Raw genomic sequence first — 23,238 nt, 5'->3', positions numbered from 1 at the left:
CTTGACTCGGTTTAACGAGAAGATCCTTGTCCCTGCCGTCTCCTCCACCCCTCCTTGGTAGCGCAAACGCTCAGGTTCGTTCCTTCATTCAAAAAAAACGCTGGCAATGCAATCGGTGACCTATCGGTGACATCGGTCATGATAGGTGTCCAACGCTTACTGGATATGATTCTATGGTCGGCCAAATTTCACTTTTTAGCAAGTCCTCAAATCAATGGACAGTTTTCTCATTCGCATTTATCGGCGCAGCCCGGACGAGCCGGAAGAGGTCGTGGGCATGGTCGAGAATATCAATACCGGTCAACGCCGGCCGTTCAACAGCCTGGCCGGGTTGTGCCAAGCGATATCGGCAACGGATCCGAATGGAAAGAAATCACCGGGAACGGTCAAATCTAAAAAGTCTCGGAAGTCAAGGAAGGGGGGCTGATGATACGAGCAAATCCTGCAGCACGAATCGGTTGGGTTTTTTTTCTCCTTTTTTTAGGGATGTTGCTGGCCGGGCACGCCGCCTGGGGAAATGATTTTACCGCCGACATTTCGGCACGGATGTTCAACAGCGACGTAACGGGCAAAGTTTATGCAAGCGACGGCCGCTACCGGATGGACCTCACCGTTGCGGGCGACGACGTCGAAAAAGGTCCCGTCGTGGTCACGAATCGCGTCAAGGGCGTGACCCTGCTGCTCAACCCCAATACCCGCACCTATGACACATTTAAAAGCTTCTCCTTGCGCGCTTACATGCTCGACCCTTTTCAAGCCATTACCTACCTGCAGGAAAATGTTACCCGACGACGGATCAACGCGGAAACGGTTGCCGGGTATGCCTGCGATCACGATGGGTTTTACGACCAGGACGTCAAGCTGGCCGATGTATGGTTCGCCAGGGATCTGGACGCTTTTCCGGTCAAAGCCCATATCGTCAGCGGCCGCAAGGACGGCGCCGTCAAGGTCAAAACCAATATCCGGGATGTCACCCTGGAACTCAGCAACATTAAAGTCGCACCCATTGATTCAGCAGTATTTGCGATCCCCGCGGGATACGCCAAGGAAGTGCATTCGAGCCAGGTCAGGAAGGACAAGCCGGCCATTACCCAGACCGTTAAAGGGTCCGCTCCCTGGGGTCGCCGTATCGGCCAGGGGGGAGAAATCCAGGTGGCCGTGGATCCCCATCGGCCCGTCGCCATCGTTCTGAAAAACCTTACCGATCGCTCAAGCTGTCGCTACCGCATCATTCCCCAAAACGGGGCTCTGGATGCCACGCCTCCCCAACCGGTGGCGTTGACAAAAAAATGGCAAAAAAAACGATTCGAAATCAAAAAATCCAAAAAGAGCGCCCAGGTGATGGTTCACGTCGAGGAGGGGCTCGTTTATGCCGCCGTTACCAACGAAGCCGATCCGTTTGCGTTCAGCAGGGACAGGAAAATCCAGGAAGGCTATCTCCACCTGAGCATCCTGGGTGCCACCCAGATCGACCTCGATCCCGCCCGGCCGGCGATCATCACGGTGACCGGCGACAGCCAGGATGCGCCCGAATCCCGGGTGGTCCTGAAATGCTTCCAGCGCGGCAAGCAGGACAAGACCATCCAACAAGAATGCCGCCTCGCCAACGGCGATAGTGAAGTCTTTCATTTTGCGCCGGAGCAGCAGGTCCGGGCCTGCGATATCGGTGTTAAGGGGGAAAACGACGGGATCGTCTATCGTGCCGAACAGCCCGCCGCGGCCCCCGCCAAGACACGAACGGAAAATGCGCCGGCAACGGCCAAACCCGAGTCCACACCGAAGATCGTCCGCACCCCGTCAAGTGCTTCCGTCGGCCGCACGTCAACCATCCAGCCGGGTTCCAAAGCGGCCGCCCTCGACAAAGCCACGGCAAAAATCATTATCCGCGCCCTGAACAACGGCGATGTCGCCGCCGTCCGGGAACGGATCGACAATGGGATGGACCCCAATGCCCTGGTTTACGGCGCTCCCCTGCTGCAAAGCGCGGCCAACCTGAGTACGGCCGATATGGTCAAAATGATCATCACCCGGGGCGGCGATCTGGCCTACCGGGACCGCTCCGACAATGATGCCCTTTCCCAGGCCCAAAGCAACCGCAAGCACTGGCAGGCGGTGATTGCCGTGCTGGTGGAAGCGGGCGCCCCGGTCAACGACGAAACCAACGTCTGGAAATTGGCCTTTAAAACCAAGAACGGCGTTTTCCAACCCGGTGTCCGGGAAACCCTCGGCATGCTTTTTTCCAAAGGGGCGGATATCAACAAGCCCATCAGCAAAAGCGGCACAACACTTTTGATGCACGCCGCCAAAAAGGCGTGGCTCGAGCCGCTGGAATTCTACCTGGACCATGGTGCCGACATCGACGCCCGGGATGGCAGCGGCCAAACCGCCCTGGATTGGGCCAGGACCCCGCGGCGGGGCGAAAAAGCCTATGAACAGCAAAACCGCCAAGCCATCATCGAACGGCTGGTATCTTTAGGCGCACCTTGAAGACCGACAACTGGGAACCCATACCACGGAGATCGATATGTTGACGCTTAAGAAAATCCTGATCGGGCTCGCGGCAATGTTCGCGTTGCTGTTTTCTCTCACACCAGCAGTACTATCAGTGGAAAAATCCCTTTCCGAAAACACGGCTGCCGCCGAAACGGCCGGAAACATCCTTTTCATCCTGGACGCTTCGGGCTCCATGTGGGGCCAGGTGGAGGGCCAGGCCAAAATTGCCATCGCCAAGGAAGTCCTCACCGGCCTGGTGCAGGAATTGCCGGATGAGAGCACGGTTGGCCTGGTGGCTTACGGGCACCGCCGCAAGGGCGACTGCGACGATGTCGAGGAATTGATTCCCCTGGAACGGCTGGACAAAGAGAAGATGACCGCCAAAATCCAGGCCTTGAACCCCAAGGGGAAAACCCCCATCAGCCGGTCGGTGCGCCTGACGGCCGAGCGTATCAAACATCTCGAGAACGAAACGACCATTGTTCTGGTTTCCGACGGCAAGGAGACCTGCGATCCGGATCCCTGCGGGCTGGTCCGTGAACTCAAAGATGCGGGCATCAAATTCGTCATGCACGTCATCGGCTTCGATGTCACCGAGGAGGAGCGGGAGCAGTTGGAATGCATGGCCAATGCCGGGGGCGGGAACTACTATACCGCCGGCAATGCCGGGGAATTTCTGGCGGCCGCCAGGGAGGTCGTGGAAAAGTCCACCCCGCCCTATGGGATTTTCAAGGTTTCCGCGGAAAAAAACGGCAAACCATTTTTTACGCTTGTCACCCTGACCCACCAGGAAAGCGGCAAAAGATGGTCGCCAGCCAGTACATCCGGGAAAACCGGAACGGTGGAGATCCGGCTGGCTCCCGGCACGTACCAAGCCGAACTCAACAACACGGGTGTCAGCGGCGGCCAGGCCTCGGCGGTGCGTTTTAAAGATATTGTCATCGTGGCCGGCGAGACGGTGGAACGTAAAGCGGACTTTTCGGACGGCACCATCGCGCTTGCATCTTTTCTCAACGGCAAGCCTTTTGAGTGCAGTGTCTTTTTTTATCGCCAAGGAGAAAAAAAGCACTTTTTCAGCATGATGACCAACCACACCACCGGCGATCTTAAAAGACGAATGCTACCAGGCTTCTATCGCATCGAAGTGAGAGCCCATGAAATTGCCGGCAAACCACGCGTTTTTCTGGACGACGTGGAAGTTATGCCAGGCGGAACAGTCGAAAAAACCGTCGAATTTTCAGCCGGAGAACTGACCGTTGTCGTGACCCTCGATGGGAAACCTTTTGCGACTCCGATTAAAATCGTGGACGCGGCAGGCAAAGAGGTTATCAAGATTTGGAGCACCTGGCCCAAACAAGGCACCCGTGTCGTCACCTTGCCGGAGGGGGCGTATACGGTGCAAGTCATCAACATCGAAGACACGAAACAGGTTCACGAATTCGAGGCGGTTACGATAAGCGCGGGAAAGAGCGAGACCGTTACCGCGGCCTTTCCCATAAACCAATAAACCACAGTGTCGGTAAAGGAACGATAGTTATTTAAATTCAAGCAACAAAGAAAGGGTGGAATGAGAATGAACAGCCCCAAAGCCCTTCAGACAAATAAGTCCAAAAGCAGGTTTGTCCATTTATCCGGCGTCAGTGGCAAGGCAGACCGGGGGATGATTTTTCTGATTCTGGGGATGTTCGTGGCCGGCGTTGTTATGATGGCTTGGGGCGGCTTCGAAATCAAAGGCTCCCGGGAGAGCGGCAGCTGGCCCACCGCCCAGGGAACCATCAGCGCATCCAGTGTTGGCAAACGGACGACCAGAGATTCGAACCATCGGACCAAGACAACCTATTATCCAAAAGTGGGCTACCACTATCAGGTCGAAGGGAGAAAATATTCCAGCACTCGGATCGCATTTGGCGTGGGCGAGTCCGGAGGCAGCATGAAATGGGCCCAAAAGATTGTGAATAAATATCCGGTCGGTAAAACGGTGACAGTCTACTACAATCCCCAGGACCCGCCATACGGCGTCCTCGAATCCGGCACCACCTGGCGTTCGATAGTTCTTTTATTGGCTGGCGCCGTTTTTTTCATCGTAGGCGTTTTATGTGTGAAAGCCAAATTAAGGAGAAATTGAAAATGCGCACATTTGTCTATCTATTGGTTTTCCTTTTTTCGTCCATGCCGGCCCTGGCGGCTTCCTTTTTCGCGGACCTGGTCATGACAAGGGACGGTAAAACCGAAACCGGCAAGTTTTTTTTGTCGGATCGATGTTACCGGATGAATCTCAAAGAAGACGGAAAGCCGCTGATTATCCTGGTGGACCGCGTTGAGAACAAAACCCGCGTGATCGATCCTTCCGGGAAAATTTATCAGGAGTTTCCCAGCACCAGCTTCAGGAGCCTGATGTCGAATCCATTTGAAGCCTACCAAAAAATGGTGGCGGATCATGGCTCCAAGTCGTTGGGGCAGGAAACCGTCAACGGCATCGAATGCGCGAAACAGGCGATCGAAATGGACGGGAAGGTCGTGATGACCGGCTGGATTTCCCTCGAATTCAACTTTCCCGTCAAGTTGTTGAATCGTGCCAACGGCTACGCAACCGAACTGCGAGAAATAAAAAAATCGTCCTTGAACAAGGCCTTGTTTGCGGTTCCGGAAGGTTTTGTCAAACAGGAACAATCGAAGCCCCAGCCGGCGAAAAAGAAAAAGGAGAAGAAAGCGGTCATTACCGGCAAGGAAACCCACAACGCGCCCATTGGCCGGCGCTTGGGAGCCGGCGGCGTGTTGACCATCAAGGTGGATCCACAAAAAGACATCATGCTGTATTTGAAAAATGTCCACCAGGGAGCGTCCCATCTTACGATCGATGCCCTGAACAATAAAACATCGATTGCAAAAAAAGTTCTGAGAAATCCTTCCATTCGTTTTGCCAAACGTTGGGATCGTGAAGAGGTTAATTTCACCCCTTCGTCCAGTCGTGTCGCCACTCGGCCAAGCCCTGACGAGATCGTGGTGGCAGTGACCCAAGGCGCCGTTTCTGTAACCGTCAACCAGGAAACGATTCCCGGGGTAAAAAACCAACGCCGGGAAAAGTATGTACGGGAACCCGGCAAAACCGAATTCCGGGTAAAACGCCGAAGGACCGCTGTCTGCCGACTCGTCGGTGACAGCCAGGATCTTCCCGGAAGCAAACTGACCGTAGCTTTTTTCAAAGACAAGGACAGCGCGCCCGCCCTGAAAGAGGATTTCGATTTAAAAAACGGGCAGTCCCGACAATGGCGGTTCACCCCCGATCAGAACATCGCTTCGGGCGAGGTTCATGTCAAAAAAGGGGCGGTGCGGTTTTACCTGGAACAGGTTAGATGAATATCCCCATGGTTACGGAGTGTTAAACCGATGCATATTTTTCTGAGAACCTTGTTTGTTTTTCTGATGAGCATGATTTGGCTTCCATCCGGCATCCAGGCCCAGCAGCAGATTATTCCGGCCGCGGAGCTTTTAAAGCAGCTCAACCTGCCTTCGGGCATGGGACAGGTCTGGGAAGGAGAGATTACTTTCACCCAGAAGGACAGCAAGAGTAAACATATTGATGACACGCAGTTGGGGCACCAACAGGAAGTTGTTGACAGGCAAACCATACAAGCCAGTGCAACCATCCGGTTTTGCGGGTGCGGCCGCTTCTATGTGTCGAATGTGCAACGGGCCTGGAAGGAGACATGGGACCGTGGCCGTATCGATGCCTATTACAAGACGATGTGTAACAAGGAAACTGCGGACGGAAGGTCGGAGGCGGTGCCGGTCTCTCCAGGCAATGAAGTTTCAGAAGAGGAAAGCGGCAGCGGCGAGCTGTGCCCCCAAAGGGAGAAAGGCAAGAATGGGCAAACAATAAAGTGGTTCGACGAGACAAACTACGACATGAAACCGAAAGGGGCCAGGGTCGGACTGACGCCGGCACCCTACCAAGGCGGGTACTGGCTCGATGCGGCCGTTGAACTGTTCGTGAACTACACATCCGAGGCCGAATCCCTGCAAACAGATGTTTGCAGCGGCAAGCGCAAATCATCAAAACGATTGATGACAACCGTTCCTTTCGCCCAGGAGCCGCGATCCAGTGAATCGGGTGGTGAAGACAATAAAATATGCCGCTTCCAGGTCCATCCCGTTTCCAGGAAGTTTGTTTTGCACAAACACATCAAATTTTCCGACGGGCAGGAGAGAATCAAGGGCAAATTCACCCTGGTCGAGGAGAAGGCGGAAAAGCCGGGTGACTGGGACCGTCTCATGGTGGCAAAATATACATTGCAAATGAAGAATTATTGCAACGATGTCTTCAACTCTCTGTACGAGGATCTGGCCATGGCGGAGGCCTACAACGACCCCACCTTGCGTGGCAGGGCCGCCGGAGATGTGTCCACCTATAAACGGCTGGTTGGTCAACAGGCATGGCAGACCTATCAAAGCAACGGCCCCGATCCGATCGCCGATACCAGCATTCATATGTCCGCCCATAAGTGCGCCGAAAACGACAAAACCGCCGAGTGCAAGGAGGCCGCCAAAAAAGGGGAAAAATGTTGTGTCTTGGGAGCCAAGGAAGCGAAAGAAAGCCTGAAAGAACGCTGCCTTCCCGATGTGATTTATAAAGCCGTGTACGCCCACGAAAGAAGGCACGTTCGTCAATGCAATATGGATCCGGACATGTTTCCGCCAAACAATGTCGATAAACTCGGCGTGTACGAAACCGATGCCTACATTGCCGGCATTCATGTCTACATTTCATGGCTAAAACGAAACTGCCCGAACGATGGTCGCCTGGCCGTGGCCGAGGAGCGCCTGGCCGTGTTGAAGGCCAACCGGACCCGGTGACCGAAACTGTAAGCAGGGAGAGCTGCAATGAACAAACGAGTTTTTGTATCCGGAATGTTGTTTTTTTGGCTTGTGATGACAGGCGCTGCAGCAATCGCCCAGGATGACCAGGATGAAATCTTCAAAGCCTGCAAAGATCTTCCGCGCGGCCCCTGGTGCTACCAGGAAGCCGTGGAGCAGCTCAACCAGCCCGAGCTGTGCGAAAACATCCTCAAATACTGGCCCAAGGCCGACGGGGTGCATGGCTGGTGCTACTACCAACTGGCTATGAAAAACAGGGACTGCAAGCTTTGCGAGCGGATTCACAAAGGCGACATCAAGAAGATGTGCAGGTTGGATGTCTGCAAATAAAGAACCGTTTCCCGCCGCACGCAAAAACGACAACCCCCTGAAACCGCCGGCCGGCGGCAACAGGAACGCGGCTTATGCGGTGAACTGGCAAATTTCCGAAAGCGATCGATGAAGACTTTTGACCCATGCAAAAGAAGTATTATGAGAAATTTTCTGTGAATCGTTACTATTTTCCGTTGAAGGAGGCTTCTATGAAAAACTGCAAACGACTTATTGTACTGATGATTGTCCTTTTGCCGATGGCTGGCCATGCCTGGGCCGGTCCCAACATCAATCCCGGCCTCTGGGAATTCACCACCGAAACCAAAATGGAGGGGGCTGGCAACATGCAGGTTCCTTCCGAAACCCATACCCAGTGCATCACCGCGGACGATCTGGTTCCCATGAGTCAGGGTGCCTCCCAGGAATGCCAGATATCGAATGTTGTCACCAATGGGGACACCACCTCCTGGGAGATTGTCTGTAGCGGCCAGGGCGGCCAGATGGAGGGCACCGGCGAGGTGACCTATCATGGGGACACCATGGAGGGCAGCATGGTCATGGTGATCAGCAGCGCCAATATGAAACTCACCAACCACATCACAGGGCGCCGGATCGGCAACTGCAGCGGATCGTCAACGGCGGCGTCGGCCCCGCAGCCTGTCGCCCAGACGTCTTCCGAGCCCTCGGCCGTCGGGGAAGCCATCAGCGAAGACGCCAAGGACGTGGGGCAGGCTGCCCGGGATGAAGTCAAGGACAGTACTTCCCAAGAGGTCCGCAAAGGCGTGCGCGGCCTCTTCAAGAATCTTTTTAAATAGGGAGGTCATCGTGATCGTCGCCATCGTCATCGCCGGTGTCATCGTTCTTCTTCTGATCCTGCTTTACAACAACCTGGTGGGCAAGAAAAACCAGGTGGCCACTGCCTTTTCCAGCATCGACGTATTGCTGAAAAAGCGTTTCGACCTGATCCCGAACCTGAGCAAGATGGTGAAGCGCTACATGCAGCACGAAGTCGACGTGCTTACCCGGGTGACCGAGATGCGCGCCAAGGTCATGTCCGGCCAGATGAGCGAAGCGGACACCGTGGCCATGGACCGGGAAGTATCCAGCGCCATCGGGAAAATCATGGTTGCAGCGGAAAACTATCCGGATCTGAAGGCCAGCGAGAATTTCATCAACCTGCAGGCCTCCTTAAACGAAGTGGAAGAACAGATTTCGGCGGCGCGCAGAGCCTACAACGCCTCGGTCAAGGATTACAACAACGCCCTGGAAATGTTTCCCAGCAATATTGTCGCCAGCTTGATGCGATATCAGCAGAAGGTATTTTTCGAAATCGATACCCAGGAACGAAAGAATGTGGATGTAGGGCAGCTTCTGGATGTATGAGAGAATCTACCCCTTACGATTTGAACAATCCCAAATCATGGCAAGGTGCAGACATGCAATCACTGGAATCCTTCTACCAATCCGATCTGTTGCCGGACCTGGAAACGCTGGAGGCGCAACGGCTCACCGTAAAAAAGAAATTGGTGCAGGCGATCGTCATCTTCGTGGCGCTCAATCTGGCGTTTTTATTCGTTCATGGTCTGTTCGGCCTCAATCTTTATCTCATGGTCTGGTTGACGTTTATCATTTTATCGGCCCTCTTTACGTTTTTTTTCTGGCACATCAAGTACTACCGGGACTACCACACGGGCTTCAAAGACAGGATCATCCCCAGGATCGTGGCCTTTGTCGATCAGCGCCTGCGGTACGACAAAGCCGGTATGGTGCCCAGGGAAGCCTTTATGGCCAGCCATTTGTTTGCCGACAAACCCGGCGAATACAGCGGGGACGATCTGGTGAGCGGCACCTTGGGGGAGACGGCCATCCAATTCTCGGAGGTGCATGCCAAGCGGGTCGACATCATCCGGAAAAGTTCGAGTTCCAGCAGCACGAATCGAACGAAAAAACAGATCACCCCCATTTTCGACGGACTTCTCTTCGTTGCCGATTTCAACAAATCCTTCAAAGGGACGACCATCGTCCTGCCGGATACGGCTCAGCGGCTGTTCGGCGATATTGGCCAGGCCCTCCAGAGCCTCAATGTGCAGAACGGCCAACTGATCAAACTGGAAGACCCGGATTTCGAAAAGCTGTTCGTGGTTTACGGCCAGGATCAGGTGGCGGCGCGCTACATTCTTTCCACCAGCCTGATGCGCCGGCTGGTCGATTTCCAGAACCGCGCCCAAAAAAAGATGCGGCTCTCCTTTTCGGATTCCAAATTCTATGTGGCCATTGCCTTCAATAGAGAGCTGTTCGAACCCAGAATCAGAGAGAGCCTGCTCGACATCTCCCACATCCAGGAGTATTACGACGATTTGAAACTGGTCGTCGATATCGTGGATCAGTTGAATCTCAACACCCACATATGGACGCAAAAATCAGCGCTTGCGGCAACCTCCGTGGCCGCGGCCAATGCCGCCATGGAATCCGGGACGTCCGGTGTACCGCCGACACCTCCGCCGCCCCAGGGCGGCCGGAAGCGCTATTCGGAAGAAGAGACCAAGGCGCTTTTCAGAGAATTCGCCAACAAGGCCGATACCTCCATGGCGCCCAAAATCAAAACGGCCAAACGCTGGCTGAAGCGAATTGCTGGCATTCTGCTGGCGGTGATCGCCTTGCCGTTCCTGCTTTCCGGCGTCGGTATGGGCGGATTGATCACCCTGGGGATCGGTCTGTTTTTTATCGTGGGGGGCTTTATGTCCCCATCCGTGGAAAAGATGGTCGGCGGCGTCCTTTTTCCCGCCATTGGCATCGTTATCGCCGTGTTCAGCTACAGTGCCTATCAAACCAGCCTGGCCAGCAAATCCTGGCCGACAGTAAGCGGCAGTATTATCCAGTCGGAAATAAAAAAGCGGACCAGCACCAGCGGAGAGGGCACCAACAAAAAGAAGACGGTGAAGGAATACCCAAACGTCACTTATCAATATCTCATTGACGGTAAGACCTATAAATCCGGTAAACTTTCGTTTTCCTCAACGGGCAATGCCAAACAGGTCGTTGCCCGATATCCGGTCGGAAAAAGGGTTCCCGTCTACTACAATCCCGAAAAACCCAAGCAAGCGGTGCTGATCCCGGGCGGTGCGAAATTCAATTATGTGCCGTATTTTTTCTCCGGATTTTTTATCCTGATGGGGGTGCTCCTGCTTAGCCGATGGCGCAAACAGACCCGGGCGCTTGGAAATGCGGGGTGAAAAGAAAAGCGCCGGAAGGCTGGTCGTCACGCCACTTTATCTTTGGGTTTCCATACGTTCTTTTGTCAGGCAGTAAACGCCTTTGCCCATCATGCCCGGCCGGAAACACAGGTTGTCCGAAATACAAAGGGCCGGACTGCGGTCGCCGGTCTGCCAGCGGTTGACCAGGTCGGGCTCCCGGATCAACGGGCGGGACATGGCGAAAAAATCGGCACTGCCGTCAGCCAGCAGGCGCTCGGCCACTTCGGGAGAGCGGATGCCGCCTACCAGAATGAGCGGAACGTCCAGGACCTCCTTGAACGCCCGGGCCGACAGCCGGAAATAAGCCTCCTTCTCCGGGGTGGTGATGCCCGGCCGGCTGGGAGAGAGCGTTCCGCCGGTAAGCAGACCGCCGCTCAACTCAATGGCATCCAGGCCGGCGGGGACCATCCGCCGGACTGCCGAGATGCTCTCTTCCACGGTCAGTCCGCCATCCGCGAAATCCGAACAATTGATTTTGATCAGCAGGGGATAGTCCGCACCCACGACCGCACGGATCGCCCGGATGATCTCCACGTGAATGCGCGCACGGCTCTCGATGGATCCGCCATAGGCGTCGGTGCGCCGGTTGAACCAGGGGGAGAGAAACTGGCTGAGCAGATAACCGTGGGCGCAGTGCAACTCGATGCCGTCGAAGCCGGCCGCCAGGGCCCGCCGGGCCGCCGCCACAAAAGCTCCTTTCAGTGCTTCGATCTCCTCCGCGGACAGCTCGTGGCGCGGCGTTTTTGCCAGGCCGTCGAAATTGGAAACCACTCGGGGGGCGGTAGCGATGGCCTTTTCCAGGGCGAAGTTACCGGCATGGGCCAGTTGGGCAAGGATACTCCCACCAGCGGCATGCACCGCATCGGTCATCTGGCGCAGGCCGTCAACCAGGGCATCGTCATAGATGCCCAGCTGCCAGGGCGTGGCCTGGCCCTCCGCTGAGACATAGGCATGCCCGGAGATGATCAGGCCCACGCCGCCTTGGGCAAGGGCGGCCATGGTGTCGATCAGCCGGGGCGTCACCGCGCCCTTTTCCGTGGCCATGCCTTCCCAGGTGGCCGAGCGCACGAAGCGGTTGGGCAGGGTCAGTGTATGAAGGGTTGCAGACTCGAACAGGGGAGATGTTTGCATATGACAGGATTCACTTTCTCAAGGTGATGGTGAGCGTGTCGTTTTCGAGTGCTACCGGAAAAGTGGTCAGGGGCGATTTGGCCGCGCCGCTCACGGGCTGGCCGTCATAGGTATAGGTCGATTTGGAAACACTGCAGCACTGGATGCGGCCGCTGCCGGCGAGAACATCGATACGCCGGCCCATGTGGGCGCAGCGGTTGGCCACGGCATGATACTGGCCGTCGTCGCTGTGAACCACCAGCAGCCGGGGATCCAGACCCTGGCCTTCCAGGCGCACGCCGCTGCCGGGGGCGTTCAGTTCCGGCATTCGCGACAAATCGACCTGAACTGTTTTACCGTTAAGAGACCAAGCCGAGGGATCGGCCGGCAACGGAGTTTCACAAATGCCAAACAGTCGTTTCAGAAATTTCATGGTCATTTCTCCCTTGGTGATTTTCCATATCGGATCTCGTCGCTGGCATGGCCCGCTCTTACAGGTCCGTGGGCCATCTCCGTTTTCGGCAGCGAAAAAGGACCATGCCAGCGAGACACGACGGTTTTTCCATTCACCGTCCGAAAAAATCAGCGCAGGCCCCGCTCCTGGGCGATCTTCATGTAAGTTGCGAGCATATTTTTGGGCGGGACGTAACGGTCGTCGGCATTTTTCTCCACGATCTGCATGGCCCCGGAAGGGCAATCGGTAACACACAGCCCGCATCCGATGCAACGCTGCAGATCGACCCGGGCGATGTCGTCCATGGTGATGGCATCCATCTGGCACCGCTCCACACAGGCTTCGCAGCCGGTGCATGCCGTATCGTCCACCCGGGCGAAATAGTTCGAGTGCACGGCCATGGCCGGACGGTCCAGGGTTTTGAGGTTCTTGAGAATGCCGCAACAGCAGCCGCAGCACATGCAGATATTGCTGGTTTTCTGCTGGTTGCCCGGCTGAAGCACCAGACCGGCCTCCACGCCGGACTTGAGAATCTCCAGGGCTTCGGCCTTGTCGATGGAACGCCCCAGACCGTTCCGTTCATAGTAAAAGGCCGCGGCACCAAAGGAGAAGCAGGTCTCCATGGGTTTGTCGCACCCCTTGCCGATCAGTTTCTGTTCCTTGCGGCAGATGCAGTCGGAAACCACAATTTTGGATTGGGCATTGAGGATCGCTTCGGCGGCTTCATAGGGCGTGACCGCCATGCCGGCGGCAAGGCTTTTGGAAACCGGCACCACACGCAGTTGTTTGGTTTTGACATCCAGCCAGCCCTGTTTCAAAAGTGCAGGCATGTATTCGTTGACATCCGCGACCAGTCCCTCGTCCAGGCTGTTGAGGTGGTACTCCCAGATCCCGATGACAAACTGGGCCGCACTGTAAAGGATTTTGCCCCGCTTGGAAATCCGGAAGACCAGGCCCTTGTCCGCCATTTCGGCAAACTGCTTTTCCAACTCGGTTGCATCCCGTCCGTTGCGCGCCGCCACTCCCGCCACCGGTTCCGGAATCATGGTCAGGGTCATGGCGGCTTCGGCTTCCTCGGGAGAAAATAGCCGTTTGAGAATTCTCAGTTCGACACCGCTTTCGGTGGCGGGATAGCCGGCCGGCAGGTGGTCCAGAAAGATGGCCAGTTGCTTGTAGATGCCACTCATGGGGCGCTCCTTGGTGGAAAAATCAAATTTGTTGTCCGGTGGCGGTCTCTCCGCGCCGTCCCTTCTGCAGCAGCACCACCAGGACAAACGCGGCCAGACCCAGACCGTCGGCCCAGTAGGTGGGCCAGAGAAAACCGGCGGCAGCCAGCCAGAAAAGCAGGGTTTCCGGCCAGGTAGCCCGGCGGATGAAGAAGCGCTCGAGGGCCGAGGCAAAGGCGATGAGTCCCAGCATGGTGGCCACCATGGACCACACCACCGGCCAGTGCAGCAGTTCATAATGCTCACCCATGCCCAGCAGGGGGCGGTAGGCCATGATGATGGGAATGATATAGAGGCCCTTGGCCAGCTTCCATGAGGTGAAGGCTGTACTCATGGGGTTGGCGCCGGCCACACCGGCCCCGGCGAAACTGGCCAGGCTCACCGGCGGTGTCACATTGGCGTCCTGGGAATACCAGAACACGATCATGTGGCTGACCATCAGCGGCACGCCCATGTCCAGCAAGGCCGGGCCGGCCAGGGTGGCCAGAACGATGTAACTGGCGGTGACGGGCAATCCCATGCCCAGCACCAAGGAGGCGAGGCCGATCAAAAGAATCGCCAGCACCTCGATGCCGTAACTCAGGTCCAGCACCAGGCTGGAAAATTTCAGCCCCATGCCGGTCAGCGTCACCATACCCACAATGATGCCGGCGGCCGCACAGGCCACCGAAACCATGATGGCGCTTGTGGCCCCCTTTTCCAGCGCCTGAACAATACTTTGCAATTCACCGCCGGCGAATGCGGCCAGCGACGGGCACGAAGGATCCGTTGCCGACGCTATCTGCCAGCGCACGGCATTGGCCAGCAGGCTGGCGGCTACCGTGCTGATCACGGCCACGAAACCGGCCATCATGGGGGAGTAGTTGTTGACCAGCACATAGATGAGGATCACCACCGGGATGACGAAATGCAGGCCACTTTTGAACACCTGACCCACCCGGGGCAGTTCCTCCCTGGGCTGTCCTTCCAGGCCGTACTTCTTGGCCTCGTAGTGGACAAAAAAGAGCAGCGTGGCGTAGTACATGATCGCCGGCACCAGGGCCACCTTGATGATGGTCAGGTAGCTGATATTGGTGAATTCGGCCATGAGGAAAGCACCGGCTCCCATGATCGGCGGCATCAACTGGCCACCGGTGGAGGCTGCCGCCTCGATGGCGCCGGCCACATGGGGACGGTAGCCGACCTTCTTCATCATGGGGATGGTAAAGGAGCCGGTGGCCACCACATTGCCCACGGCAGAGCCGGATACCGAGCCCATGAAACCGGAAGCCACCACGGATGTTTTGGCCGGGCCGCCGGAAAAGTGGCCGGTCAGGGCGTAGGCCATCTCGATGAAAAAACTTCCCCCGCCGGTGGTCTCCAGAAAGGCGCCGAAGAGTACGAAAACAAACACGAAGGTAGCGGCCACCCCGATGGGCAGACCGAAAATTCCCTCGGTGGTCAGCCACAGGGTCGTGGCGATGCGCTCGACGGAGTAGCCCTTGTGGATGATCAGATCGGGCATGTACGGTCCGAAGTAGGCATACAGCATGGCCACCACGCAGATGACGGACATAAAAACCCCGATCACCCGGCGGCAGGCTTCCAGCACCAGCAGCGTTCCGAGAATGCTCACCAGCCGGTCCATGGGCAGCCAGTCCCCCTGGCGCTCGAAAATGGCGGTCAGATTGACGCAGATATAGACCGTGCAGAAAATCGCCGCCGCCACCAGCACCCCATCCACCACCACCCACAGGTTCAGGCGGTCCTTGCGGGCGGTCGAGAATGGAGGCCTGAGCAGAAAGGTAAGGGTCAGGATGGCCCCCAGATGAATGGAGCGTTGGACCAGGGCGGTGAGGGCGGCAATCCCGGCGGTGTACAATTGATAAAGGCTCAGGCAGACCGCCACCACCATAACAATTCGGGCGGTGACGGTGGCCAGGGCCGGATGACTGGGCAAATCAGCTGCAGGATCGATGGTGGCCATTCAATCGGTGCTTTCTATCAGGTGGATGGGGTTTGGTGGCCGTCGGCAATGCCGGGCGGTGTGGCCCGGTGGGGAAACACCTGCCGCCACAGGGCATAGAACCGGGAAATCGAGCGACCGCAAAACTGCACCGCCGCATGGGGGGCCAGGGTGCTCAGATTGGTCTGGGTGCCACGCCAGAGCAGCATATGGTCCACCCCGGGACTGCCGATGCGCAGAACGAAATTTCCCGTGCGCATGTGCATGTCCACAATCGATTCATAGGGTCCCTGCCTGACCATACGGCCCACGCCGGGCATCTTGCCCATGCCCGCACCGAACTTCAGGTAGCGCTCCTCTTCGATAAAGATGCTGCCCGACGGATCCAGTGTGTGCACCTCCCAAATGGGCGCGTTTTCCACCGAATGGTAGTATTGCAGGGTAAACGGTTCACCAGCGGCGAGGGGCAGCACCGCCAAGGGCGGCCCCCCGTCAACCGGAACGACACGAAGCTCCAGGCCTCCGGGTCTGAGCAGCACACCGAGGGCGATCAGAGCGGTCAAGACAACGCTGGTAATGGCAACACGATGGTTTTGCATGGTCATCATCCGCAATCAGGGTTTCAATTTGTCCGGCACCGCGACGCCCTTCTCCTGCAGATACTTGATCGTGCCCGGATGCAGGGGAATCGGCGAATATTTAACCGCGTTTTCCGGCGTGGTGTAAACGGCCGACGGATGGATTTTCTTCAGGTAGTCGTTGTGCTCGAACAGGGCTTTGACCAGCCGATAGACCAGGTCAGTATCCAGCGACGCCTGGCAGATCATCACGTTCCACACTCCGATGGTGGGAACGGCCTCGTCGACACCGCGGTATACGCCGCCGGCCAGGTCAACGGCCGAATAGGTCTTGTTGGCCGCCAGCACGGCAGCGGTCTGTTCGGGAGTAAAACCGATGATGCGGATGTCGTGGGTCGTGGAGAGGTCCAGGATGGAACTGGTGCCGGGCCCCACCGACCACGTCCCCACCTCGATGGTCCCGTCCCGCAATGCATTGGCGCTTTCGGTGAAGGAGAGCCGGCTGTCCTTGTAACTGTCGGGGGAAATATTGAGCGCCTTGAGCACCCCTTCGGCCATGAAATTGGTACCGCTGCCGGGACTGCCGGTGCTGATGCTGCGTCCTTTCACCTGGGTGATGTCCGTTACGTCGGAGCTTTTCAACGCCACCACCTGGAGCAGGTTCGGGTACATGATGGCCATGGCGAAAATGTCGTTTTTCTTGCCCTTGAACTTCCCCGTCCCATTGTAGCCGGCGACGGCGACATCACCCATCACCTCGCCGATGACGGTCTCGCCCTTGTGGGCCAGCTTGACATTTTCCACACTGGCCCCGGTCACCTCGGCCACGGCCTTGACATCCTTGACGTGCTTGGACCAAATCTCGGCCACACCACCGCCATAGGGATAATAGATCCCTCCGGTGCCACCGGTGCCGATACCGATAAACGTGGTTCTGGCCATCGCCGGTACGGCCATCAGACCCAAAACGAAAACCAACAGAACTGCCATGCTTGTGCGTTTCATGTCCGTAACCCTCCCCTTGTTGAATAAGCTTACAGGTATTCGGTTGACGCCGAAAAAGAGATACCTTCGTTTTATTGCCGTTTAATCATTCTATGATTTTTATTCATTTAGAATGGTGCATGAATAATTTTTTGTCAACCGGTGCGCGGTTCAATAACCACGGTCCCGTCAAACGTAACCGGGAATCCCGATAAATGAGCCAGTGTCACGGACGATCGTGATCAGCATTTTCAAATAGGACGGTTGCCAATTGATCGGATTTGTGATTTGGAACCGGTTTTTTAAATGGGTAACAGGGCCGCCAATATGTCAGGGAACGATATCAGAAAAATACCTTTTAATTACACCTCCGCCGATGACCATCAGATCATCCGCCTGATCATTGGCGAGGCGGGCTTTGGCCAACTCCGGAAAAGTCGTCTGCTGAAACGAAAGGGCCCAGCGTTGCGCCCCCTGCTGCGCTTTTTCGGCGACCTGTTCATGCTGCGGCGAAATGCCTTCGTCCGCAACGAGCTGATTGAATCCAGCCAGCGCCGGAATCAGTTTTTCGACGCCGTGCGCCAGGATCTGGCCATGGCCGAAAAAGCGGCGGCTTCCGGTGAGCCCGCGTCAACGGCCGTCATGGACGCCTGCCGCCGGTCCCTGGCGGAGAGCGAAGCCGGCATCCGCCAGATCCGCGACAGTCAACGCCGGATTGTCCGGCGGTTGGCGCCCCTGATCGGCCGCCGGAACATCTTCACCGATCCGTTCAGCATCAACGCCCATGTGACCGACGCCACCAACTGGCGGCTGAGCCTGCCGCTGGCCGTGGCCCGTCCCACCTGCGAGGATCAGGTTCCCGGCACGATCCGTGCCCTCTCCGACGCCGGATTCAAAGTGATCCCCCGGGGCGGCGGAACCGGGCTGACCGGCGGCAGCGTTCCCCTTGAAGCGGGCTGTGTGGTCATCAACACCGAACAGCTCAATCGCATTCACGGGATCGAAACCGTGTCGATCAGCACGCCGGACCAAAAGACCCGCCAGGTGCCGGTGATTCACCTGGAAGCCGGCGTGATCACCCGTGCGGCCATGGACGCGGCCAAACAGCAGGGCCTGATCTTCGCCACCGATCCCACCAGCGCCTGGGCCTGCACCATCGGCGGCAATATCGCCGAAAACGCCGGCGGCAAGACCGCCGTCCTTTGGGGCACGGCCATCGACAACCTTCTGGCTTTCAGCATCGCCATGCCCGATGGACGCCTTTACATGGTAAAACGGTCGGCACACAGCCTGCGCCGGATCCGACCCGAAGACCGGATCCGCTTCGATGTGCTGGACGACACCGGCCACCGCGTCCGCGAAGTAAACCTTGACGGCCTGGATGTCCGCAAAGCCGGCCTGGGCAAGGATATCACCAACAAGGCCCTGTCCGGATTGCCCGGGGTTCAGAAGGAGGGCACCGACGGCATCATCACCTCGGCCCGTTTCATCCTGCACCGGGCCTATCCGAGGCAGGCCACCTGCTGCCTGGAATTTTTCGGCGAAGACATGGACGAGGCCAGCCGGGCCATCGCCGCCATCTGCAACGCCTTCGCCAATCGCGGCGAGGAAACGCTCATGGCCCTGGAGCACTTCGACGATGCCTACGTGCGCGCCATCGGCTACAAGGTCAAGGCGCCCCGCCAGGATCCGCCCAAGGCGGTCCTGCTGGTGGATATGGTCGGGCACGACGACCAACAGATCCGACGCGGGCTGGATCGACTTGCGCAGCTCATGGCCGCCTACGCCAACACCCACCTTTTCGTGGCCGAAAACGAACAGGAGGCCGAGCGTTACTGGCGTGACCGCAAGCGGCTGGGAGCCATCGCCAGACGCACCCGATCCTTCAAACTCAACGAGGACATTGTTCTGCCCATCCACGCCCTGGCCGAGTTCGCCCAGTTTGCCGACGATATCAATGCCGAGGAGCAGCGCGAAAATCAGCGTGACCTGGTTTTCCGCCTGGGCGCCCACCTGGAGACCGCCCAGCCCCTGGAAGACCCGGAATGGCTGGCCGCCAAACGACCCGCCGCAAAAACCCTGCTCATGGAGACCCTGGAGCGCATCCGCCTGTCCGGCAAACACCATCTGCAGGAAGAAACCCACATCCGACAGCTGCGCGGAGAACTGACCGAACTGTTCAGCGGCTACGTGAAAATCAACCATGAAATCGACGAAATCGTCGCCGACACCCGCTCCAAATTGATCGTCATCGCCACCCACATGCATGCCGGTGACGGCAACATCCACGTCAATATTCCGGTCTTTGCCAATGACCGCGAAATGATGATCCGGGCCGCCGAAACCGCCGATGCGGTCATGGCCAAGGCCATCGAACTCAATGGGGTGGTCAGCGGGGAGCACGGCATCGGTTTCACCAAATTCAAATACCTGGACGAAAGCCGCATTGACGCCCTTGCGGATTACCGCCGTCAGGTGGATCCCGACGGGATCATGAACCCGGGCAAGCTCAGTGACCCGCGGGCACCGCAACTGGTCTTCGCCCCTTCTTTCAACCTGCTGGAGCTGGAAGCCAGCATCCTGCGGCATGCGGAACTGGAGCAGCTGGCCGAAATGATCTCCGGTTGTGTGCGCTGCGGCCGCTGCAAGACGCCCTGCTGCGTGTTCCATCCCCAGGAGAATCTCTTTTTCCACCCGCGCAACAAGAATCTTGCCGTGGTGGCCCTCATCGAGGCGATCCTGTGGGAAACCCAGCGTTTTCGCAGCACCGGGTTCAACGCGCTGAAATACCTCGGCCAGGTGGCCGATCACTGCACCATCTGCCACAAATGCCAGCCGCCCTGCCCGGTGGACATCGATTCGGGTGCCGTCTCGATCCTGGAGCGCCAAATCCTCACGGCACGCCGGTACCGCCATACCGCTCCGCCCACGGCCCTGGCCCTGGCCTACCTGGACAATCGCTCGAAGACGGCCAATGCCATCCTGCGGCCCACGGCCCTGTGGGCCGGCAGCCGGATGCAGCGCAGCGCTGCCTGGCTGCTCAACCGGCTGCCCGGCGGCGGCGGCGCCATCCGGGCAGCCGGGCTCGATCTGTTGCGCGCGCCCATGCCGCCGGTTCCGGCCGGCACCCTGTTCGGCCGCCTGCCGGCGTGCGGCCGCCATCAGGCCGTGGTGGTCGAACCCGAGGAGCCGGCGCGCGGCACGGTGTTCTACTTTCCGGGTTGCGGCTCCGAGCGGATGATCGCCCGTATCGCTCTGGCAGCGATCCACATTCTGGTCCACACCGGCCTGCGCGTCATCCTGCCGCCCCCCTTCCTGTGCTGCGGCTTTCCGGCCCAGGTCAATGCCAAGGCCGACATGCACCGCCGTCAGGCCATGCGCACGGCGGTCATCCTGAACCAGATCCGCGAGCGTTTCGGCCACCTGACCTTCGACGCCGTGGCGGTCAGCTGCGGGACCTGCCGGGAAGCCCTGGCCGGCATGCAGGCGGAGGCCATCTTCGGCTGCCCGTTGACCGACGTCAGCCGCCTGGCGCTTGAACGCGGCTTGAACGCCGCCATTCCGGGCCCATGCCTCTACCACGCCCCCTGCCACGACTCCCTGGACGGCACGGCGGACACCCTTCTGGGAAGCCTGGGTCATCCGGTCAGCGTCGTGCCGCACTGTTGCGGTGAAGCCGGCACCCTGGCCCTGAGCCGGCCCGATATCGCCGCAGCCATGCGTGCGCGCAAGGCCGATGCCTTCCGCCCCCTGCTCGCAGACACCCCCACGCGCAGCACCATCGTGCTGACCAACTGCCCGTCATGCCTCACCGGCCTGGGGCGCAACCAGAATCTGGGATTCTCCGTCCGCCATTTAACCGAAGAACTGGCCATCGGCACGGACGGCAGTGCCTGGCTGAAAAAGGCCCGCGCCTGGCTTGCCCGGGCAGTGGTGGTAACTATATAAGGCTGGCCTTCACGGATCATCCATGTCGATCCATGGCCTCCCTGACCTTAATGGCCAGATCTTTTTTGGAGAAAGGCTTCTGAATAAACGTCACGCCTTCGTCCAGTACACCGTGATGGGCGATCACATTGGCTGTGTATCCGGACATGAAGAGACACTTTATTCCGGGAGAAAGAACTTTCAAGCGCTCGGCCAGTTCGCGGCCGTTCAGTTCCGGCATGACCACATCCGTGAGCACCAGGGCAATGCGGTCGGTATGCCCCTCGGCGATCCTCAGGGCCTCTTTCGGGTTCTTGGCCAACAGCACCCGGTAGCCCAGACTTTTCAATAATTTCTCGGCCAGTTTCAGTATCAACGGCTCGTCTTCGACCACCAGGATCATTTCATCCTGGCCCTGGGGAAGCGTTTCCAGCGTGGCCTGGGGATGCGGAATATCTGCCCCTGCGTGGCATGGCAGGTAGATCCTGATGGTGGTCCCGTCCCCCGGTTCACTGTATACATTGATGAAGCCATGGTTCTGTTTGACGATGCCATAAACGGTGGACAGCCCCAAGCCCGTTCCTTTGGACTCCCCTTTGGTGGTAAAAAAGGGCTCGAAAATTTTATCCGCCGTCTCCCTGTCCATCCCGCAGCCGTCATCGCTGACCGCCAGGACGACAAACCTACCTGGTACAAACCCCCGATGCTCGCGGCAATAGGCCTCATCGAATGTCGTGGTTCCGGTTTCAATGGTGATTTTGCCGACATCCCGGATGGCGTCCCGGGCGTTAATGCAAAGGTTGGTCAGCAGTTGGTCGATCTGGGAGGCATCGATTCTCACCGGCCACAAATCCAGGGCCGGCCGCCAGATCAAATCGATATCCTCACCCAGCAGCCGTTGCAGCATTTTCAGCATGCCCTGAAGGGTCTCGTTCAGATCCAGCACGGTAGGGGAAACGGTCTGTTTGCGGGCAAAGGCCAGCAGTTGGCGGGTAAGATCCGCCGAGCGCTGCGCCGCCTTGCGAATTTCCTGCAGGGTGGTGAATATCGGTTGGGTGTCGTCCAACTGGCTCAGCTCCAGCTCCGTATAACCCAGAATCACATTCAGCATATTATTGAAATCGTGGGCCACCCCTCCGGCCAGGCGACCGATGGATTCCATTTTCTGTGCCTGGCGGAGCTGCCCTTCGGTTTGCTTGATCTGGGTGACATCCCTTAAAAAGACAACGATTCCCGCCCGCCTGCCGGCATGGTCATCATAGGCCGATGAACTCAGTACAATATCCAGCAAACGGCCGTCCTTGGTCAGGCGCCGGGTCTCCATGCCGGTCACGGGCTTACCGTCGAGCACCTCATGGATCCCGGCCAGGGATTTCTCCTTTTCGCTTTCCGGGACAAAGGGGATCCGTTTGCCCTCGACATCCTGAAGACTGAAGCCGAACGTACGGGTAAATGCGGGATTGATGTAAGTCGCCTCTCCTTCAAGGTTATAAATCACCAGCGCGTCGGGAACCGATTTGAGCAGCGATTCGTAAAGCTGCTCCCGCTGCAGGGATTCCCGGTAGAGTTTTCGGTAACGGACGCGTGACCGCTTCAGGTTTTCCTCTGCCCGTTTGCGCTGGGTCGTATCCCTGCCGATTCCCAACACGCCCAGGAGCTTGCCGTCACTCCGGAACATGGGCGTTTTGATCGTTTCGAGAATTTCGAGATGGCCATCGCTGGCGAAGACGACCTCCTCCTCGTTTTTGCTGGGTCCGCCTTTATCAACGGCCATTTCGTCATGCCGGCGGAAAAAGTCGGCCAGTTCCCGGTCCACGAAATCATAGTCGGTCTTGCCGACAATCTCCTCCTCCCGGGCACCGAAAAAAGCCTCGAAGCGCGAATTGCAGAACAGGTAGACCCCCTGCTGATCTTTCAGCCAGATCAGGTCGGGGAGAATGCGGATCAGGGTCTTTAGCCGGTCTTCCATCTCACGGTCACGCGTGTTCAGCGTTTCGTCGGTGGGCTCGTCGGACAGGGGCATCGGCATTCCTTTTCAAGCATTTCGATTGGCGATTTCCTTCAAGACCGCCAAATTTAC

At 57.7% G+C, this 23,238-nt stretch carries 18 protein-coding genes; 11 read left to right on the top strand and 7 right to left on the bottom strand.

Annotated elements, in window-relative coordinates; genetic code table 11:
- Positions 1-214: 214 nt before the first annotated feature.
- The 10 genes from GN112_RS19310 to GN112_RS19265 all read left to right on the top strand — a co-directional run bounded on the left by GN112_RS19310 (position 215) and on the right by GN112_RS19265 (position 10,913).
- Entirely contained in the window at positions 215-427 is a 213-nt protein-coding gene (locus tag GN112_RS19310; RefSeq protein ID WP_155311717.1) for a hypothetical protein, read from the top strand.
- Positions 427-2,487: an ankyrin repeat domain-containing protein gene (locus GN112_RS19305; RefSeq protein WP_155311716.1), complete on the top strand. Its 2,061-nt coding sequence runs from the start codon at positions 427-429 to the stop codon at positions 2,485-2,487. The genes GN112_RS19310 and GN112_RS19305 overlap by 1 nt, the downstream gene beginning before the upstream one ends.
- Before the next feature lie 37 nt (positions 2,488-2,524).
- Positions 2,525-4,000, top strand: a complete 1,476-nt coding sequence (locus GN112_RS19300; RefSeq protein WP_155311715.1) for a vWA domain-containing protein — start codon at positions 2,525-2,527, stop codon at positions 3,998-4,000.
- Between the two features lie 66 nt (positions 4,001-4,066).
- Entirely contained in the window at positions 4,067-4,618 is a 552-nt protein-coding gene (locus GN112_RS19295) for a DUF3592 domain-containing protein (protein WP_162459021.1), read from the top strand.
- Between the two features lie 2 nt (positions 4,619-4,620).
- Complete coding sequence (locus GN112_RS19290) at positions 4,621-5,850, top strand: hypothetical protein (RefSeq protein WP_155311713.1); 1,230 nt, start codon at positions 4,621-4,623, stop codon at positions 5,848-5,850.
- Between the two features lie 30 nt (positions 5,851-5,880).
- Entirely contained in the window at positions 5,881-7,347 is a 1,467-nt protein-coding gene (locus tag GN112_RS19285) for a hypothetical protein (RefSeq protein WP_155311712.1), read from the top strand.
- A gap of 27 nt (positions 7,348-7,374) precedes the next feature.
- Entirely contained in the window at positions 7,375-7,698 is a 324-nt protein-coding gene (locus tag GN112_RS19280; protein WP_155311711.1) for a hypothetical protein, read from the top strand.
- Between the two features lie 191 nt (positions 7,699-7,889).
- A complete protein-coding gene (locus GN112_RS19275; RefSeq protein ID WP_162459020.1) occupies positions 7,890-8,495 on the top strand; it encodes a DUF3617 domain-containing protein in 606 nt (201 codons plus the stop codon).
- A gap of 10 nt (positions 8,496-8,505) precedes the next feature.
- Positions 8,506-9,063 (top strand): LemA family protein, encoded by a 558-nt coding sequence (locus GN112_RS19270; protein WP_155311709.1) that lies wholly within the window; start codon positions 8,506-8,508, stop codon positions 9,061-9,063.
- A 53-nt stretch (positions 9,064-9,116) separates the two neighbouring features.
- Positions 9,117-10,913 carry a DUF3137 domain-containing protein gene (locus GN112_RS19265; protein ID WP_162459019.1) on the top strand — a complete coding sequence of 599 codons (1,797 nt, stop codon included), beginning with the start codon at positions 9,117-9,119 and terminating at the stop codon, positions 10,911-10,913.
- Between the two features lie 36 nt (positions 10,914-10,949).
- Here GN112_RS19265 and GN112_RS19260 read toward each other — a convergent pair whose 3' ends face one another.
- From GN112_RS19260 to GN112_RS19235, 6 genes are all read right to left on the bottom strand, one after another.
- Positions 10,950-12,065, bottom strand: coding sequence for an NADH:flavin oxidoreductase (locus GN112_RS19260; RefSeq protein WP_155311707.1), 1,116 nt, complete (start codon positions 12,063-12,065; stop codon positions 10,950-10,952).
- A 10-nt stretch (positions 12,066-12,075) separates the two neighbouring features.
- Entirely contained in the window at positions 12,076-12,477 is a 402-nt protein-coding gene (locus GN112_RS19255; RefSeq protein WP_155311706.1) for a Rieske (2Fe-2S) protein, read from the bottom strand.
- A gap of 149 nt (positions 12,478-12,626) precedes the next feature.
- Positions 12,627-13,685: a 4Fe-4S binding protein gene (locus GN112_RS19250; protein ID WP_155311705.1), complete on the bottom strand. Its 1,059-nt coding sequence runs from the start codon at positions 13,683-13,685 to the stop codon at positions 12,627-12,629.
- Positions 13,686-13,707: 22 nt separating this feature from the next.
- A complete protein-coding gene (locus GN112_RS19245; protein ID WP_155311704.1) occupies positions 13,708-15,690 on the bottom strand; it encodes a TRAP transporter permease in 1,983 nt (660 codons plus the stop codon).
- A 17-nt stretch (positions 15,691-15,707) separates the two neighbouring features.
- Complete coding sequence (locus GN112_RS19240) at positions 15,708-16,268, bottom strand: DUF1850 domain-containing protein (protein WP_162459018.1); 561 nt, start codon at positions 16,266-16,268, stop codon at positions 15,708-15,710.
- Between the two features lie 15 nt (positions 16,269-16,283).
- Entirely contained in the window at positions 16,284-17,252 is a 969-nt protein-coding gene (locus GN112_RS19235) for a TAXI family TRAP transporter solute-binding subunit (RefSeq protein ID WP_155311702.1), read from the bottom strand.
- A gap of 285 nt (positions 17,253-17,537) precedes the next feature.
- On the opposite strand from GN112_RS19235, the gene GN112_RS19230 reads away from it, so the two are divergent.
- Positions 17,538-21,179, top strand: a complete 3,642-nt coding sequence (locus GN112_RS19230) for a DUF3683 domain-containing protein (RefSeq protein ID WP_231717067.1) — start codon at positions 17,538-17,540, stop codon at positions 21,177-21,179.
- 16 nt (positions 21,180-21,195) lie between these two features.
- On the opposite strand, the gene GN112_RS19225 is transcribed toward GN112_RS19230, so the two are convergent.
- Positions 21,196-23,181, bottom strand: coding sequence for a hybrid sensor histidine kinase/response regulator (locus GN112_RS19225; RefSeq protein ID WP_162459017.1), 1,986 nt, complete (start codon positions 23,179-23,181; stop codon positions 21,196-21,198).
- Between the last annotated feature and the right edge of the window lie 57 nt (positions 23,182-23,238).

Origin of the sequence: Desulfosarcina ovata subsp. ovata (assembly GCF_009689005.1) — a bacterium.
In the GTDB taxonomy this organism is placed as follows: domain Bacteria; phylum Desulfobacterota; class Desulfobacteria; order Desulfobacterales; family Desulfosarcinaceae; genus Desulfosarcina; species Desulfosarcina ovata.
The sequence above is the reverse complement of the archived record's forward strand: the minus strand, read 5'-3'. Positions and strand labels throughout refer to the sequence as shown.

Bases quoted from the DNA above. Each gene is read 5' to 3' on its own strand.
- GN112_RS19310 (WP_155311717.1), top strand. From the start codon at position 215: ATGGACAGTTTTCTCATTCGCATTTATCGGCGCAGCCCGGACGAGCCG.
- GN112_RS19305 (WP_155311716.1), top strand. From the start codon at position 427: ATGATACGAGCAAATCCTGCAGCACGAATCGGTTGGGTTTTTTTTCTC.
- GN112_RS19300 (WP_155311715.1), top strand. From the start codon at position 2,525: ATGTTGACGCTTAAGAAAATCCTGATCGGGCTCGCGGCAATGTTCGCG.
- GN112_RS19295 (WP_162459021.1), top strand. From the start codon at position 4,067: ATGAACAGCCCCAAAGCCCTTCAGACAAATAAGTCCAAAAGCAGGTTT.
- GN112_RS19290 (WP_155311713.1), top strand. From the start codon at position 4,621: ATGCGCACATTTGTCTATCTATTGGTTTTCCTTTTTTCGTCCATGCCG.
- GN112_RS19285 (WP_155311712.1), top strand. From the start codon at position 5,881: ATGCATATTTTTCTGAGAACCTTGTTTGTTTTTCTGATGAGCATGATT.
- GN112_RS19280 (WP_155311711.1), top strand. From the start codon at position 7,375: ATGAACAAACGAGTTTTTGTATCCGGAATGTTGTTTTTTTGGCTTGTG.
- GN112_RS19275 (WP_162459020.1), top strand. From the start codon at position 7,890: ATGAAAAACTGCAAACGACTTATTGTACTGATGATTGTCCTTTTGCCG.
- GN112_RS19265 (WP_162459019.1), top strand. From the start codon at position 9,117: ATGCAATCACTGGAATCCTTCTACCAATCCGATCTGTTGCCGGACCTG.
- GN112_RS19260 (WP_155311707.1), bottom strand. From the start codon at position 12,065: ATGCAAACATCTCCCCTGTTCGAGTCTGCAACCCTTCATACACTGACC.
- GN112_RS19255 (WP_155311706.1), bottom strand. From the start codon at position 12,477: ATGAAATTTCTGAAACGACTGTTTGGCATTTGTGAAACTCCGTTGCCG.
- GN112_RS19250 (WP_155311705.1), bottom strand. From the start codon at position 13,685: ATGAGTGGCATCTACAAGCAACTGGCCATCTTTCTGGACCACCTGCCG.
- GN112_RS19245 (WP_155311704.1), bottom strand. From the start codon at position 15,690: ATGGCCACCATCGATCCTGCAGCTGATTTGCCCAGTCATCCGGCCCTG.
- GN112_RS19240 (WP_162459018.1), bottom strand. From the start codon at position 16,268: ATGCAAAACCATCGTGTTGCCATTACCAGCGTTGTCTTGACCGCTCTG.
- GN112_RS19235 (WP_155311702.1), bottom strand. From the start codon at position 17,252: ATGAAACGCACAAGCATGGCAGTTCTGTTGGTTTTCGTTTTGGGTCTG.
- GN112_RS19230 (WP_231717067.1), top strand. From the start codon at position 17,538: ATGGGTAACAGGGCCGCCAATATGTCAGGGAACGATATCAGAAAAATA.
- GN112_RS19225 (WP_162459017.1), bottom strand. From the start codon at position 23,181: ATGCCCCTGTCCGACGAGCCCACCGACGAAACGCTGAACACGCGTGAC.